The following is a 15,233-nucleotide window of genomic DNA, read 5'->3' as shown; positions in this document are numbered from 1 at the left end:
GGTTCGGGCACATCAATTTTCTGGAAGCGCCGGGACAGGGCCCGGTCCTTCTCGAAAATGCCCCGGTATTCCTGATAGGTGGTGGAGCCAATGCAGCGCAAATCACCATTGGTCAGTACCGGCTTGATGAGATTCGAGGCATCCATGACACCGCCGGACGCCGCACCAGCGCCGATAATGGTGTGAATCTCATCAATGAACAGCACAGATCCGGGGCGACGCTTGAGATCAGCGATGACACCCTTGAGGCGTTTCTCGAAGTCACCCCGATACTTGGTGCCGGCAATCAGGGCACCCAGGTCCAGCGAGTAGATGGTGTTGTCGGCCAGCGGTTCCGGCACTTCCTTGTCCACGATACGCCGGGCCAGGCCCTCGGCCAGGGCGGTCTTGCCCACACCGGCTTCACCCACAAACAGGGGATTGTTCTTTCGACGTCGGCAGAGCACCTGAATGGTGCGCTCGATCTCCTGGGCACGACCAATCAGGGGATCGACCCGGCCTTCCCGAGCCAGACGATTCAGATTGGTGGTGTATTTGTCCAGCGGGGAGGTATCGCCCTCGTCCACCGCCACATCTTCTTCGCTCTGACTCTCGGTACCGTCGTCGTCGGAAATCTTGGAAATACCGTGGGAGATAAAGTTAACCACGTCCAGGCGGGTGATGGTCTGCTTGCCAAGCAGATAGACGGCGTGGCTTTCCTTTTCGCCGAAAATGGCCACCAGCACATTGGCGGCGGTGACCTCTTTCTTGCCCGAGGATTGCACATGGAAGACGGCCCGCTGCAGGACGCGCTGGAAGCCGAGCGTGGGCTGCACATCATCGCCCTCGCTTTCTTCCAGCAAGGGCGTGGTTTCGTCGATGAAGTGGGCCAGCTCCTGGCGGAGCTGCTCCAGGTCGGCACCACAGGCCTGGAGAATTTCAATGACCTGCGCGGCATCCAGCAGCGCCAGGAGCAGGTGCTCCACGGTCATGAATTCGTGCCGCTTCTGGCGAGCTTCCTTGAAGCCGGCGTTAAGGCAGAATTCCAGTTCCTTGCTCAGCATGTCGCACCTTTGCCCTTGGCGTTGCGGTTGGCGGTCGGAAGACAGGCTGACGACATGTCAGGCCTGCTCCATGGTGCACAGCAATGGATGCTGGTGCTGTTTGGCGTAGTCATTGACCTGGGCGACCTTGGTCTCCGCGATCTCGAAAGTGAAAACTCCACACACCCCTTTCCCCTGGGTGTGCACGTTGAGCATGATCTGCGTCGCCTTGTTCCGGTCCATGCGGAAAAAACGCTGAAGCACCTCAACCACGAAGTCCATGGGGGTAAAGTCATCGTTCAGGAGCAGAACCTTGTAAAGCGGCGGCCGCTTTACCGCAGGCTTGGCTTCCTGAACGGCAACCCCCGGGTTCTCCGGGCTGGAATTCTGTTGTCCTTTCTGCGCTCTCATACCCTGTATTTTAATCCATTCCCATGCCGGGCAGTAAGGGCGGCGATACCCTTCGACGCCGCTCACAACCCAATAGTTGGCCCGGAACCCGGGAAATTCAAGGGGATACAGCCATCACCCTCTTTTCGGGTATAGACCCATTTATCCCGCGGATTCTCCATACCGCCCGTCATTCATCGCCGACCGGCCATCAAGCTGGTCCAGCAACCAGCGATACAGGCGGTGTCGGGCCGGGTCAGACACCAGCAGCCCTTCCACCAGCATCTCCACTTCCCAGTCCCGCCCGGCACGCATGGCATCCAGGGCCCGCTCATACTGGAGGGAGCGCTGCTCATCCAGCTCCGTCAAGCGATCCGGCAGGCCCAAAGGCTCATAGACGGTCACCACGCTCTCCCGACCGCGCACCGACTCCCGGCCCAATTCCATGAATCGCACTTCGGGCACGGCGTTGCGGGTGAATTCACTGGCGATGATGCCGACCCCGTAGCGGCGGGTCATTTCTTCCAGCCGGGATGCCAGATTCACGGCATCGCCCATCACCGTGTAGGCCATACGGAACTCCGAGCCCATGTTGCCGACACTCATGTGACCGGTATTGATGCCTATCCCCAGGCGAAGCTGCGGCCAGCCTCGCTCGCCGAACCGCTGGTTGAGCCGGTCCATCTCCTTCTGCATGTCCAGGGCGGCCATGACCGCCTTGCGGGCATGGTCCGGGGCATCCAGGGGTGCCCCCCAGAAGGCCATTACCGAATCGCCCATGTATTTGTCGATCGTGCCCCGGTGCTGGTGGATGACCCGCGTCATCGAGGTCAGGAACTCATTCATCAAATGGGTCAACTGGCGCGGATTGAGGGCCTCCGCAATGCCGGAAAAACCGTGAATGTCCGAAAACAGCACGGTCATATGGCGGCTTTCACCGGCCAGGCTGACCCGCTGGGGCCGCTCGTTCAGCTCCTGAACCAACTCCTTGGGCACATACTGGCCAAACACCTCGGACAGGCGGCTTCGGGAGCGGGCCTCAATGACCTGGCTGTAAAGGAGATGCAGCACGTAAAGGACCACCACGAACAGGGCCACCGAGGCATAGGGCAGGACCACCGAAGCCCAGTGCCACATGGCCAGGTTGAAGCCACTGAAGCTGACCAGGACCACCACGGCAGATAAGACCGACCCCCAGCCCCCAAAGACCATGAACGCCGCTGTCAGGAGCACCGCCAGCAACAGCAGCAGCAGAATCTCGCTGAGGGCGGGATTCATGGGGCTGTGCAGCATCCGCCCGTCGAGCAGGGCGGATAGCACATTGGCCTGGACCTCCACGTTGGGCATGGCCTGATCCACGGGGGTGGCATGCATCTGGGTCAGGCGCGAGGACCACCCCCCCACCAGCACCACCTTGCCGTCCAACAGACCATCCAGGTCCTCGCCGTTGAGGACCTGCGCAGCGGAGACGTAAGGAAAACTGAAGCGGGGCCCACGGAAAGGTATGTGTATGGCGGCCTGCCTGTCCATGAGGACCCTGGAACTGCCCACCTGCATCCGGTAAGCCTTGAATGGCCATCGCCCGCGATAGGCATCGATTTCCGGGGGATTGTCATTGTAGCCAGACACCAGCCAGGCCAGCTGCAGGGTCATGGCCGGGTAGATCTGACCACCATGGGCCCAGAACATGGGCATGCGCCGAAAATGGCCATCCGGGTCCACCAGGGGATTACTGGTAAAACCGCTGGTGGCCGCCTCGGCCACCTGGGAGATATTGGCGGTATAGCCTTCGGATTCCACTGGCTCCAGCCCATGGGGCAGGGACTCCCAGCGCATCACCGGGCTCGGCAGCACCCCCACCGAATAGCCCTCCTCACTGTCCCGCAGCAACATCGCCGTACTCACCGGCCGACCCCGCAGGGAATTGGCCAGGATTTCATCGGCGGTCACTTCGCGCTCCTCCGGTCTGCTGGGCTCAAGCCAGCCTCCGAGAGAGCGCCACTGGCTGTGTGCACGGGTAGCGGCGGAAGAAACCCGCTGCCCATCCTGCGGTTCGGCAAAAACCACATCCAGACCCACGGCTCTGGCCTCGTAGCGCTCGAACAATTGGTCCATCAGCGCCGCCATGCGATCCCGGGGCCAGGGCCAGCGGCCCTCCTGGGCCAGACTTGGCTCATCGACACCGACAATGACAATATTTTCATCCACCGACATGGGCATGGTCATGCGCAGGCGGGTGTCGTAGGCCAGGTTCTCGAGATGAGAAATGACCCGGATCGGGGTCAGACCGGAGGCATGGCCGGCAAAAACAGCGAGCAAAACGGCGCTGATCAGCAGCCGGATCTGCAGCTCCCGGGGGTGTCTGCTCCAAATTGGCGCTGACATGCCGCGACCACTCACCTTAAGAAATTCCCCTCGCTCATATTACTATTTGAACCTGCCGATGCCCTGACAGTCCACTTTACAACAATCGCGCCAACCGCTGGCCGTGATCTCGGGATCAGTGGCCGGGCGCCATTGACGGACGGAAAGGCTTGAGCCGGCGGTGCGCAAGTCCGTATGATTGTCGTTTCGGTCATTTTTTCACAGACGCCTGCTGGCAGGCGTCAGGCGGACGGCGGAATGCGTCTCGATCCAGGGAGTCTGAAAAAGTTGGGGGGATTCGATCGTGAGCGATTGCAAGGGCTTGCGCGTCATTTGCCTACGGCGTTCACGCTGGGGCTGGTGATCGCTATCGCCTATTCCGTGGCGGATATCGCCTGGCGAGTCATTCCCCTTGACGATGCCCCGGTCGCCAACGGCGGCCCAGCCCCGTCCGTTGCCGAGGTTCCGGATACCGAGGACCACACGGACCTTGAGCAGCTGTTGGCCCTGTCGGTGTTCGGCGAACCGGACCCGGAAGAGGACACCACCGAAGAAATTGACCTGGCCGAGCTGAACGCCCCTGAAACACAGCTCAATCTGGAATTGCGGGGGGTCCTGGCCACCGAAATCCCCGAAATGGCCCGCGCCATCATTGCCTCGGGCCGGGATGAGGACAAGAGCTACAAGGTCGGCGACAGCCTGGGCTCCGGCGCCACACTGCGGGCAATCTATTCCAACCGCGTGATTCTTGAGCGCGGCGGAGAGCTGGAAACCTTGCGACTGCCCCGGGAAAACGGCGAGGACGGCCTGGTGCGCGCTCAGGCCTCGGACAGGACGGCCCGGCAAGACCGGGGCAATGGTGACGAGTACACCGTTCCGGAAGACGTGGCCGGCCTGCGCGACAGCATTCGCGAGAACCCCGAACGAATTACCGATGTCATCCGCCCCACTCCCCACCGCGAAGACGGCGAGATGGTGGGATTCCGGGTTTTCCCCGGGCGCATGCGCGACGAGTTCCAGCAGATGGGACTGCGCGCCGGCGATATCGTGACCGCCGTCAACGGCACCCCCCTGGACAGCGCCGCGGCGGGTATGCGCCTGCTCAATGAGCTGGAAGACGCCAGTTCCGTGGAACTGACCATTCGTCGGGGCGGACGAGAAACCTCCGTGACCATCTCGCTGGGACAATGATTGCTGCACCAAGGGCAGCCCGGCTGGCAACAGACAACTGGAAGCAGAGAACGATGAGTAAGCAAAGCCTGGAAAAGAAAACCACGCGACCGGCCCGAATGCTGGCCATGACTCTGGCACTCTTGCTGCTGATGCCCGCCTGGGCAATGGCTGAAAAGGTCACCTTGAACTACAAGGAAGCCGATATTCGGGAAGTGGCAAATACCATTTCGGATGTCACCGGCAAGAATTTCATCATTGATCCCCGGGTCAAGGGGCGCATCACCGTGACGTCGTCGCGCCCGATTGCGCCAGATGATGTTTACGACACCTTCTTGTCCATCCTTCAGGTGCACGGCTTCGCTGCCATGGAAAGCGGCAACACGATCAAGATTGTCCCCTCCTCCGACGCCCGACAGATGCCCGGCTCGGAACTGGACGCCAGCACTGTTCACTTCAGTGATGAAATCGAAACCCGCGTCATTCAGCTGGAGCATGTGCCGGCCGCCCAACTGGTTCCCATCTTGCGCCCGCTGGTTCCCCAACACTCCCATCTGGCGGCAGTGGCGGTCTCCAACATGATCGTGATCGCCGACCGCACCGCCAATGTGGAACGCATCCAGCAGTTGATTCGTCGTATCGACCGGGCCAAGGACGATGAAATCGAAGTCATTCGCCTGGAACATGCCTCGGCCAGCGAAGTGGTCCGGGTGCTGACCTCCATGGACCGCCGCGACCGGGCCGAAGACGGCGTCCCCCTGAGCCTGGTGGCTGATGAGCGCAGCAACAGTGTCCTCCTGGGAGGCGGCCAGAGTGAACGCATGCGCATGCGGGCCCTGATCTCTCATCTGGATACGCCCCTGGAGGCTGGCGGCAACACTCAGGTCCGATACCTTCGTTACTCCGATGCCTCCACACTCTCCGAGGTGCTTCGAAGCCATATCGAGAATGGTGATGATGCCCGGGAAGGTGAACGGGTCAGCATTGTCCCTGATGAAGGCACCAATTCCCTGGTCATCACCGCCCCGCCGCGGCAGATGCGAGAGATCAACTCCGTCATTGAGAAACTGGATATCCGCCGCGCCCAGGTGCTGGTGGAAGCCATCATCGTCGAAGTCAGTGAGGACAAGACCGGTGAACTGGGCGTGACCTGGGCGGCGGTGGATGAAAGTGGCAGCAACCCCTTCGGCATCACCCGCTTCCCCCAGTCCGGCGCGGACATCGGCACCATCGGCGGCGCCGTGGCCGCCGGTGCGCCCGAGCAGGGCCTGCAAGCGGCTGGTGACGGCCTGCTGTTCGGCGTCGGCCGGACCCGGGCTGGTGGCCTGGACTTCGCTGCTCTATTCCGGGCCCTGGCCGGCGATTCCAAGACCAATATTCTCTCCACCCCCACGCTGCTGACCATGGATAACGAGGAAGCAGAAATCACCGTGGGCCAGCAGGTTCCCTTCATCACCGGCAGTTTCTCCGGCCCCGGCGCGGGCCGTGGCGGTGATCGGGGGGATCAGCGTGGCGGCGGGGTCGGTACCGGCTTCGGCAACCCCTTCCAGACCATTCAGCGCGAGGACGTGGGCATTTCCCTCAAGATCACTCCGCGTATCAACGAGGGTGATGCGGTCTTTCTGGATATCGAGCAGGAAGTGTCCAGCATTGCCGGCGGGGTCAGTGGCGCTGCCGACCTGATTACCAACAAGCGCTCCATCAACACGCGAGTCATCGTCGAGGATGGTGAGGTCATTGTCCTCGGCGGCCTGATCGATGAGCAGCTCCGGGAACAGGAGCAACGGGTGCCCATCCTCGGTGCCATTCCTGTACTGGGCAATCTGTTCAAGAGCACCAGCACCAGTTCCGAAAAACGCAACCTGATGGTGTTCCTCAAGCCGGTGATCCTGCGTGGCCCGGATGAATCGCGCTTTTACACGGAAGCCAAGTACAACCGCATCCGTGATGTCCAGGCCGGTGATCGCAGCCGTGTGCCACTGATTCATGGCGCCCGCCGCCCCCAGCTCGAGCCACTGGAGCAATTCCGTTACACGCCTCACCATGACCAGGACGAGAACGACGGCAGCAGCCGCCGGGGACCCCGTCTGGACATGGAAGACGAGGATAATGATGGCGACGACTGACCCCCTCCAAACTGCCGCCGACGAGCGGACGGAAGACAGCCTCCGGGAAGCAGGCGAGGAGTTTGAGGCGCCTGTCGAGGGGGCGGAAGAAGAGGAAGTTGCGGGCCGGCTTCCCTTCGCCTTCGCCCGCCGTCACGGCGTGCTGTTGGGTGAGAAACTCGACGACGGTCGCATCGAACTGATCTGCCGCCCTGGTGTGACACCGGCCTGTCTCCGGGAAGCCCGTCGCTACGCCGGGGTTGCGCTTTCGCCCCGCAAGGTCTCCCGCGAGGAATTCGACAATATCCTCCAACAGGCCTACGAGGATGCCGGCTCGGCCAACAAGATGATGGAAGGCATCGAGGAAGATGTCGACCTCAACAGTGTTGCCCAATCACTGCCGGAACCCGAGGACCTGCTGGAAGCGGATGATGACGCACCCATCATTCGCCTGATCAATGCCCTGCTCACCGAAGCCGTCAAGGAATCGGCCTCGGATATCCATATTGAGCCTTTCGAGAATCGTCTGGTGGTTCGCTTCCGTGTAGATGGGGTTCTGCGGGAAGCACTGACCTCACGGCGAGCCGTTGCCCCTCTGCTGGTATCCCGGGTCAAGGTGATGGCCAAACTCGACATCGCCGAAAAACGGGTACCCCAGGATGGCCGCATCTCCCTGCGGGTAGCTGGCCGTGCCGTGGACGTGCGTGTCTCCACCCTGCCCTCCGGCCACGGCGAGCGCGTGGTGCTTCGACTGCTCGACAAGCAGGCCGGACGACTGGACCTGGACCACCTGGGCATGGAACCCAAGGCCCAGCGGCTCATGGACGAGCTGATCCACAAGCCCCACGGCATCATTCTGGTCACCGGCCCGACCGGCTCGGGCAAGACCACAACGCTTTATGCCAGCCTTACCCGGCTGAACGAGACCAGCCGTAACATCATGACCGTGGAAGACCCCATCGAATACTACCTCGATGGCATCGGCCAGACCCAGGTCAGCACCAAGGTCAATATGACCTTTGCCCGCGGTCTGCGGGCCATCCTGCGTCAGGACCCGGACGTGGTCATGGTGGGTGAGATTCGTGACCTGGAAACGGCCGAAATTGCGGTGCAAGCCAGTCTCACCGGTCACCTGGTGCTCTCCACCCTGCATACCAATACCGCCATCGGCGCCGTGGCCCGGCTGCGTGACATGGGGGTGGAGCCTTTCCTGCTCTCCTCCTCGCTATTGGGCCTGGCCGCCCAGCGGCTGGTAAGGCGTCTTTGTCCCGACTGCAAGGAAGCCTACGAGCCCGAGGAAAGGGAACGTGAAATGATCGGTCTGCCCGACCAGGAACGCCTGACCCTCTACCGCCCCAAGGGCTGCGAGGCCTGCAATCACAGCGGCTATCGGGGGCGGATGGGCATCTACGAGCTGGTCCCCATCGACGATCACATGCGCACCATGATCCATGATGGCAGCTCGGAACAGGCTCTGGAGCGCTACGCCCGCCAGTTGACGCCAAGCATTCGCGAAGACGGGCGACGCAAGGTACTGGCCGGGGAAACCACCATTCAGGAAGTGGTCCGAGTCACGCGGGAAGACTGACAACATGGGCGCATTTGAATACACCGCACTGGATATCAAGGGCAAGCAGAAAAAGGGCGTGATCGAGGGCGACACCGCCCGCCACATCCGGCAACAGCTTCGTGAACAGCGACTGACCCCGCTGGATGTGCAGGAGGTATCCGGGCGCAAGACCGTCAGTCGCGGCGGTCAGAAACGTGCCGTCATTCCCACCCTTGGCCGCGGCATCAGCGCCGGGGATCTGGCCCTGCTCACTCGCCAGTTGGCCACTCTCATTCGAGCCGGCCTCCCCCTTGAAGAGGCCGTCAGCGCGGTGGCCCAGCAGTCGGAAAAACCGCGCATCAAGAGCATTCTGATGGCTGTGCGCTCCCGGATCATGGAAGGTCACACCCTGGCCGATGGCCTGGCCGAATTTCCCAACGCCTTCCCCGAGATCTATCGCTCGACCGTGGCCGCGGGTGAGCAATCCGGCCACCTGGACGGGGTGCTGGAGCGCCTGGCCGAATACACCGAGAATCGCCAGATCATGCGCCAGAAGATATCCCAGGCCATGGTCTACCCCATCGTGCTGACCGTGGTGGCAGTACTGATCATCGTCGGCCTGCTGGTGCACGTGGTCCCGCAAGTGGTAGAAGTGTTTGAAGATACCGGACAGGACCTCCCGGGCCTGACCCAGGGTCTGATTGCGACCAGCGAATTTCTGCAGGACTTCGGTATATGGATTGGCCTGCTGCTGGTTGCAGCCTGGTTCGGCATTCGACATGCCCTTCAGCGTGAGGGACCCAAGCGGCGTTTCCATCGCTTTCTGCTCACCCTGCCCCTGATCGGCCGGATGAACCGGGGTTTCAATACGGCCCGCTTTGCCCGAACCCTGAGCATCCTGGCCGGCAGCGGCGTGCCGGTGCTGGACTCAATGCGCATATCCGGCGAAGTGGTGAGCAACCTGCCCATGCGCAAGGCCATTGAAGAGGCCACCAATCGGGTCAGGGAGGGGGCCCCCATTGGCCGCTCCCTGTCGGCCAGTGGTCTGTTCCCGCCCATGACCATTCACCTGATCCGTAGCGGTGAAACCTCTGGCGAGCTCGAGGAAATGCTGGACCGGGCGGCCACCAATCAGGAGCGGGAGATGGAGTCCCTGACATCGACCCTGATGTCCCTCCTTCAGCCCATGCTGATCATGGTCATGGCCCTGATTGTGCTGATCATCGTGTTGGCACTGATGATGCCCATCCTGGAACTGAACCGGCTGGTGGCCTGATTCAGGGCTGCCAGGCGGCCGTGCCGCTGGTACCGATACCCCTTTAACCGGCTGGCAGGACGTTGCATAGTGGACATGTGCGTTCGGTCCCGGAGGTCAATGCCATGCGCCCTGCCCTGCTTTCCCTGGCTGCCATTCTGCTTGCCCTGGTCATTTCCCTGGGCAACCCCCTGGCCAATGAAGACGATGAACTGGTCACCGTGGAGTTGGCCACGGTTGGCCTGGACGAGCGCAGTGGTGCCCCCGTGGCGCTTCTCAGGGAGCCCGACAGTGGCGAGGTCGTCCCCATTTTCATCGGAGTGATGGAAGCCCAGGCCATCCTTCAGGGTCTGCATGAGGTAAGTACACCTCGCCCCATGACCCATGATCTACTCGCCAGCACCCTGTCGGCCCTGGATGCCGAAGCCATCTCCCTGCAAGTCCATGACCTTCGCAACGGTACGTATTACGGCCGTCTGATGTTGCGAAAGGACGGCCAGGAAGCACTGATCGAAGTGGATACCCGCCCCAGTGACGGCCTTGCACTGGCCGTGCGCTCGGGAACGGAAATCCAGGTTGCCCGCAAGATTCTGCGAGCCGATCTGGAATTCGACTTCCGCGCACCGGAGGAAGAACAGAATGTGGTACGTGCCGGCGGTATCACCGTCGTCGCCGCCACCGAGGCACTACGCGAGGAAATGGACCTGTCCGCACGCAGCGGGGTGTTGATCAGCCGGGTCGAGGGCAGCGCGGCAACCCTGGGCATCCAGCCCGGCGATCTGGTAACCCGGGTGGGCGATATCGAACCGGAAAGCCCCATGGATTTTCTTGACGCCTTCCGGGGCGTGGAAGTCGGGGAATACGTGGAGATCGAAATCGAGCGCGATGGCGAAACACTCAGCTTCGAGGTACCCACGGAAGTGCCGCAGCGGGATGAGCCGGAGCAGGAAAGGTTGTGAGTGCTGAGTGCTCAGTCAGCACTCAACACTTAATATCGAATGAGTGCCGAGCCCCAGGTGAAGCCGCCGCCAAAGGCTTCGAGAAGGATAGTCTGGCCGCGCTGGATTCGACCATCCCTGACCGCCACATCCAGGGCCATGGGCACCGAGGCCGAGGAGGTGTTGCCGTGATCCTGAACGGTGAGAATGACACGCTCCATGGGCATCTTGAGCTTTTTGGCAGTGGCTTCGATGATGCGCAGATTGGCCTGATGGGGAATCAGCCAGTCGATCTCGTCACCCGACATGTTGTTGGCTTCCAGGGTCTCGCGGGCGATGCGACCCAGGGTGGTCACCGCCACGCGGAAGACCTCATTGCCCTTCATCTGTACAAAATCCTTGCCGGACTTGAGATCGTTGAAGCCCTTGGACACGCCGGAGGGGAAATACAGCAGATCCTTGTAGCTGCCGTCGGCGTGGATATGGGTGGAAATGATTCCCGGTTCATCGGAGGCTTCCAGGATCACCGCACCGGCACCATCACCGAACAGCACGCAGGTGGAACGGTCGGTCCAGTCAATGAATCGTGACAAGGTCTCGGCCCCGACCACCAGAACCCGCTTGGCCGCACCGGTGCGGATAAACTTGTCGGCAACGCTCATGCCATAGATGAAACCGCTGCAGGCGGCTTCCAGGCCGATGGCCGGCACGCCCCGATTACCCAGGCGCTCCTGGAGCAGGCAGCCGACATTGGGGAAGATCTGATCCGGTGTCGTGGTCCCCACGATGATCATGTCGATATCGTCAGGAGTTACACCGGCCGCTTCCATGGCATTACGGGCGGCGTGTTCACAGAGATCGCAGGTCGTCTCACCATCCGCGGCAATATGCCGCCGCTCGATACCCGTTCGCTCCCGGATCCACTGGTCGCTGGTCTCCACCATCTTTTCAAGATCGCGATTGCTCAGGACCTTTTCCGGGAGATATCGACCGGTACCGATTATGCGTGAATACATCAAACGCCCTGCCTCTCTTTATCTTCATCTTCCAACAACCGACTGATTCGCGCCGGCACGTCTTCCTTCACTTCAAGCGCCGCAATATGAATGGCGTTCTCGAAGGCTACCATGTCAGCGCCGCCATGGCTCTTGATCACGATACCCTGAAGGCCCACCAGACTGGCACCATTGTAACGCCGTGGATCGGTTCGTCGACGCAGGGCCCGCAGCACCGGCATGGCCACCAGCGCCAGCAGACGGGTAAAGGCATTGCGGTTGAATTCTTCCTTGATGTAGGCGCCAATCATTTTTGCCACGCCTTCCATGGTCTTGAGAGAGACATTTCCGACAAAGCCCTCGCAGACCACCACGTCCACGCCACCACCGAAGATGTCGTTGCCTTCCACATAGCCAATGTAGTTGAGGCTGCTGTCGCTGAGCATGGCCGAGGCATCACGAACTGTTTCGGTTCCCTTGATCTCTTCCTCGCCGATATTCAACAAGCCGACCTTGGGTCGCTCGATGTCATGCACGGCCGTGGCCACGGCCGAGCCCATAACGGCGAACTGCAAGAGGTGCTCGGCAGTGCAATCCGCACTGGCACCCAGATCAAGCATGTGGGTATGACCACCGCGGGCCGGGATGGGGCAGATAATGGCGGGGCGATCGATGCCGGGAAGGGTCTTGAGCACAAAGCGGGAGGTGGCCATCAGGGCGCCGGTGTTACCCGCGCTCACGCAGGCCTGGGCCTCACCCTGCTTGACCAGATTGATGGCAACCCGCATGGAGGAGTCTTTCTTGCCGCGCAGGGCCTGACTGGGCAACTCATCCATATTGACCACCTGGCTGGCGTGGTGAATGCGGATGCGCTTGCGCAGGTCCGTATCGGCCCCTTCGAGGGCAGACTCCAGGGCGGACTCATCTCCGACCAGAATGAGGGAAACATCATCCCGCCTGGACAGAAAAGCGAGCGCGGCAGGCACAACGACACTGGGGCCGTGGTCACCTCCCATCCCGTCCAGTGCCAGTGTGATGCGAGCACTCATGCATTAACTCCAACGAGACTGATCGAAGCGGATTGCCATTGTCACGGCCCGCTCGGGGCCGTCAAAAAGCAGCCGCGGCACCCGGCCGCGGCCTCTCGGACGCGAGGTAGCTCCAGCGAGCTCAGTCCTCGTCCTCTTCGAAATCAATCTCATCCGCCGGCGTAGCGACCAGCTTGCGACCACGATAGTAGCCGTCAGGGCTGACGTGATGGCGGCGATGGGTCTCGCCGGTGGTGGGGTCCACCGACAGGGTCGGGTTCTTCAGGCTGTCGTGTGCACGGCGCATGCCACGCTTGGACGGGGTCTTGCGATTCTTCTGAACGGCCATTGTCTGCTCCAGACTTGCTCTTAAGCTTGAGTTTCAAAGGAATCACGCATTGGCGTGATCCAGCTTGCTCGATGGGATGCCGCTGGGGTCAGCCCCTGAAGACATCCATTCATTTTTTCTTGCCACCGCCCTTGAGGGCGGCGAGGACCTGGAAAGGTCGCCGGGTTGGCCCCGGTGCCGGTTCGCTGGATTGCCCTTCGGAATCCGGCGGCAACAGCATCTCATCCCTGGCCAGCGGGCCACAGTCTTCGATCCGCTCATGGCGGGCCGAAATCGGCAACGCCACCATCAATTCCTCTTCCAACAGCAAAGCCGGATCCAGGAGGCGTTGCTCGCGGATGATGGCGTCCATTTCCGCGGGCAAGGCATCGACATCCGCTTCACTGTCAACGATGACCAGGTCATAGCTCACCGCCAGGGGCTTTGCCACCGGCTCCAGGCAGCGCTGGCATTCCAGGGGCACCGTCACTCGGGCTTCACCCCTGACTGTCAGTCTACCGTGAGCATCACGGTCAAAGCGCATTCGGCACCAGACCTCATCCGCCTCGGCGCCCGCGGAGAGGCACAGCTCGGCGTTCAATCGCGGCATCCGGTCGAGCGCCACATGCCCTTCGGCGGCGGTCTGCCCCGCAGCCAGGCGCTCCGGATCAAGAGGGTCCAAAAACGGCTTCGACATAAACGGGCAATGGTACGGGAACACCACCCCACTGTCAAAGCGAAATTTGGCCAACTTGTTGTTTTCCCTGCACTCACGGGATTGACCCGACGGCTGGCGTGGCGTAAAAGACCCCCAAGCAAGTCGCGACCGGAGCAATCATCATGGCAGAGGCCGAATCCACCCCCGAGCGAATCGTCCTCGCGTCCCGATCGCCCTACCGGGCCGACCTCCTGCGTCGGCTGGTTCCGGACTTCAAACAGCACCCCGCTGATATTGATGAGTCAATCAACGCGGAGGAAAGCCCGGAGGCCTATGTCGGTCGCCTGAGCCGGGAAAAGGCGCTGGCCGTGGCCAGTGCCTGCGATGAACCAGCCCTGGTCATCGGCTCCGACCAGGCCGCGGTCCTGGACGGCGAGATTCTCGGCAAACCGGGCGACCTGGAAACCGGGGTCGCCATGCTCAGCCGCGCAGCCGGCCACGAGGTCCGTTTTCTTACCGGTCTGTGCCTGATTGACAGCCGCTTCCCCGACCGCTGTGTGGAGCACCTGGACCGAACCCGGGTGCATTTTCGGCAATTCGGAGAAGACACCGCGCGGCGCTATCTTGAGCGGGAACCGGCCCTGGATTGTGCGGGCAGTTTCCGCTGCGAGGGTCTCGGCATCTCCCTGTTCGATGGCATCGAATCGGAAGACCCCACCGCCCTGATCGGCCTGCCCCTGATTGCCGTCGCGCGGGGCCTGCGTGGACTGGGATACGAGATCTGACTGCGGCGAGGCTTGCGAGGAAAACTCACTGGCCCTGTCGAGACGGGAATACTCCCTGCCCCGCAAGCCACTCGTCCAGATGGCTGACACCGGGAAGAATGGCCAGCGGACGACATTCCCGCAGCCGGGCCTCGGGATGGGCGCCGCCAGTGACGGCCACGGCCGGCATGCGGATGGCCGCGGCCATCTCCAGGTCGAAACTGGTATCCCCCACCATCAAGGCCTGATCCGCCTCCAGCCCCGTCACATCCAGCAAATCCTCCAGCATCTGCGGATGGGGTTTTGAGCGCGCCTCATCGGCACAGCGGGTGGCAACGAACCGGGCTTCAATATCCAGTTCCGACAATACCCGATCCAGTCCGGCCCGCCCCTTGCCGGTGGCCACAGCCGACCAGATCCCCTGCCCCTGCAGACGGTCCAACACGCGCAAGGCGCCAGGATACAGCCCACCCTCGTCCCGATCCTCTGCCAGATAACGTTCCCGGTAGGCCGTCTGAAATGCCTGGGCCTCGGCCCGGGAAAGCCCCGGCAAGGCGCGAGCCAGGGCCTGGTCGAGACTCAGGCCGATGACACTCCGGACCCGCTCCGCCGGGGGTGGCGGCCAGCCCAGGTCCTGGGCCGCTGCCTGGACCGAGGCCACGATATG

General features: G+C 61.9%; 14 protein-coding genes. 6 read left to right on the top strand and 8 right to left on the bottom strand.

Features of this window, described 5'->3' with window-relative positions:
* From VCB98_RS12495 to VCB98_RS12485, 3 genes are all read right to left on the bottom strand, one after another.
* On the bottom strand, positions 1 to 1,043 hold a 1,043-nt coding region (locus tag VCB98_RS12495), incomplete at its 3' end, for a Clp protease N-terminal domain-containing protein (protein ID WP_346053046.1).
* Between the two features lie 57 nt (positions 1,044 to 1,100).
* On the bottom strand, positions 1,101 to 1,433 hold the full coding sequence (gene clpS, locus VCB98_RS12490) for an ATP-dependent Clp protease adapter ClpS (protein ID WP_346053044.1): 333 nt from the start codon (positions 1,431 to 1,433) through the stop codon (positions 1,101 to 1,103).
* Between the two features lie 141 nt (positions 1,434 to 1,574).
* Positions 1,575 to 3,797 carry a CHASE2 domain-containing protein gene (locus tag VCB98_RS12485; protein WP_346053042.1) on the bottom strand — a complete coding sequence of 741 codons (2,223 nt, stop codon included), beginning with the start codon at positions 3,795 to 3,797 and terminating at the stop codon, positions 1,575 to 1,577.
* A 237-nt stretch (positions 3,798 to 4,034) separates the two neighbouring features.
* On the opposite strand from VCB98_RS12485, the gene gspC reads away from it, so the two are divergent.
* The 5 genes from gspC (at position 4,035) to VCB98_RS12460 (ending at position 10,814) form a co-directional block, all read left to right on the top strand.
* Positions 4,035 to 4,967, top strand: coding sequence for a type II secretion system protein GspC (gene gspC / locus VCB98_RS12480; RefSeq protein ID WP_346053040.1), 933 nt, complete (start codon positions 4,035 to 4,037; stop codon positions 4,965 to 4,967).
* A 53-nt stretch (positions 4,968 to 5,020) separates the two neighbouring features.
* Complete coding sequence (gene gspD / locus VCB98_RS12475; protein ID WP_346053038.1) at positions 5,021 to 7,072, top strand: type II secretion system secretin GspD; 2,052 nt, start codon at positions 5,021 to 5,023, stop codon at positions 7,070 to 7,072.
* The gene (gspE, locus tag VCB98_RS12470; RefSeq protein ID WP_346053048.1) at positions 7,059 to 8,639 is read left to right on the top strand and encodes a type II secretion system ATPase GspE; all 1,581 of its coding nucleotides are present in this window, start codon (positions 7,059 to 7,061) and stop codon (positions 8,637 to 8,639) included. Before gspD ends, gspE begins: the two co-directional genes overlap by 14 nt.
* Positions 8,640 to 8,643: 4 nt before the next feature.
* Positions 8,644 to 9,876, top strand: a complete 1,233-nt coding sequence (gene gspF / locus VCB98_RS12465) for a type II secretion system inner membrane protein GspF (RefSeq protein ID WP_346053036.1) — start codon at positions 8,644 to 8,646, stop codon at positions 9,874 to 9,876.
* Positions 9,877 to 9,980: 104 nt separating this feature from the next.
* Positions 9,981 to 10,814 (top strand): bifunctional nuclease domain-containing protein, encoded by an 834-nt coding sequence (locus tag VCB98_RS12460; protein WP_346053034.1) that lies wholly within the window; start codon positions 9,981 to 9,983, stop codon positions 10,812 to 10,814.
* 29 nt (positions 10,815 to 10,843) lie between these two features.
* Here the strand turns inward: VCB98_RS12460 and VCB98_RS12455 are convergent, their stop codons facing one another.
* The 4 genes from VCB98_RS12455 to VCB98_RS12440 all read right to left on the bottom strand — a co-directional run bounded on the left by VCB98_RS12455 (position 10,844) and on the right by VCB98_RS12440 (position 13,826).
* Complete coding sequence (locus VCB98_RS12455; RefSeq protein WP_346053032.1) at positions 10,844 to 11,812, bottom strand: beta-ketoacyl-ACP synthase III; 969 nt, start codon at positions 11,810 to 11,812, stop codon at positions 10,844 to 10,846.
* Complete coding sequence (gene plsX, locus VCB98_RS12450) at positions 11,809 to 12,837, bottom strand: phosphate acyltransferase PlsX (protein ID WP_346053030.1); 1,029 nt, start codon at positions 12,835 to 12,837, stop codon at positions 11,809 to 11,811. Before plsX ends, VCB98_RS12455 begins: the two co-directional genes overlap by 4 nt.
* A 121-nt stretch (positions 12,838 to 12,958) precedes the next feature.
* Positions 12,959 to 13,165, bottom strand: a complete 207-nt coding sequence (gene rpmF, locus VCB98_RS12445) for a 50S ribosomal protein L32 (RefSeq protein ID WP_346053028.1) — start codon at positions 13,163 to 13,165, stop codon at positions 12,959 to 12,961.
* A gap of 109 nt (positions 13,166 to 13,274) precedes the next feature.
* Positions 13,275 to 13,826 carry a YceD family protein gene (locus VCB98_RS12440; protein WP_346053026.1) on the bottom strand — a complete coding sequence of 184 codons (552 nt, stop codon included), beginning with the start codon at positions 13,824 to 13,826 and terminating at the stop codon, positions 13,275 to 13,277.
* 158 nt (positions 13,827 to 13,984) lie between these two features.
* Here VCB98_RS12440 and VCB98_RS12435 point away from each other — a divergent pair, with 158 nt between their 5' ends.
* Positions 13,985 to 14,587 carry a Maf family protein gene (locus VCB98_RS12435; protein WP_346053024.1) on the top strand — a complete coding sequence of 201 codons (603 nt, stop codon included), beginning with the start codon at positions 13,985 to 13,987 and terminating at the stop codon, positions 14,585 to 14,587.
* A 25-nt stretch (positions 14,588 to 14,612) separates the two neighbouring features.
* Here VCB98_RS12435 and VCB98_RS12430 read toward each other — a convergent pair.
* The coding region (locus VCB98_RS12430; protein ID WP_346053022.1) for an HAD hydrolase-like protein at positions 14,613 to 15,233 on the bottom strand (621 nt) is incomplete at its 5' end.

The sequence above is a fragment of the Natronospira elongata genome (genome assembly GCF_034931365.1).
GTDB lineage: Bacteria > Pseudomonadota > Gammaproteobacteria > Natronospirales > Natronospiraceae > Natronospira > Natronospira elongata.
Note: the sequence above shows the minus strand (reverse complement) of the source record. Positions and strands in the feature narration are given on the sequence as shown.

What these genes read in the sequence shown, in the direction of transcription:
- clpS (WP_346053044.1), bottom strand. Translation starts at nt 1,433, where the DNA reads ATGAGAGCGCAGAAAGGACAACAGAATTCCAGCCCGGAGAACCCGGGG.
- VCB98_RS12485 (WP_346053042.1), bottom strand. Translation starts at nt 3,797, where the DNA reads ATGTCAGCGCCAATTTGGAGCAGACACCCCCGGGAGCTGCAGATCCGG.
- gspC (WP_346053040.1), top strand. Translation starts at nt 4,035, where the DNA reads ATGCGTCTCGATCCAGGGAGTCTGAAAAAGTTGGGGGGATTCGATCGT.
- gspD (WP_346053038.1), top strand. Translation starts at nt 5,021, where the DNA reads ATGAGTAAGCAAAGCCTGGAAAAGAAAACCACGCGACCGGCCCGAATG.
- gspE (WP_346053048.1), top strand. Translation starts at nt 7,059, where the DNA reads ATGGCGACGACTGACCCCCTCCAAACTGCCGCCGACGAGCGGACGGAA.
- gspF (WP_346053036.1), top strand. Translation starts at nt 8,644, where the DNA reads ATGGGCGCATTTGAATACACCGCACTGGATATCAAGGGCAAGCAGAAA.
- VCB98_RS12460 (WP_346053034.1), top strand. Translation starts at nt 9,981, where the DNA reads ATGCGCCCTGCCCTGCTTTCCCTGGCTGCCATTCTGCTTGCCCTGGTC.
- plsX (WP_346053030.1), bottom strand. Translation starts at nt 12,837, where the DNA reads ATGAGTGCTCGCATCACACTGGCACTGGACGGGATGGGAGGTGACCAC.
- rpmF (WP_346053028.1), bottom strand. Translation starts at nt 13,165, where the DNA reads ATGGCCGTTCAGAAGAATCGCAAGACCCCGTCCAAGCGTGGCATGCGC.
- VCB98_RS12435 (WP_346053024.1), top strand. Translation starts at nt 13,985, where the DNA reads ATGGCAGAGGCCGAATCCACCCCCGAGCGAATCGTCCTCGCGTCCCGA.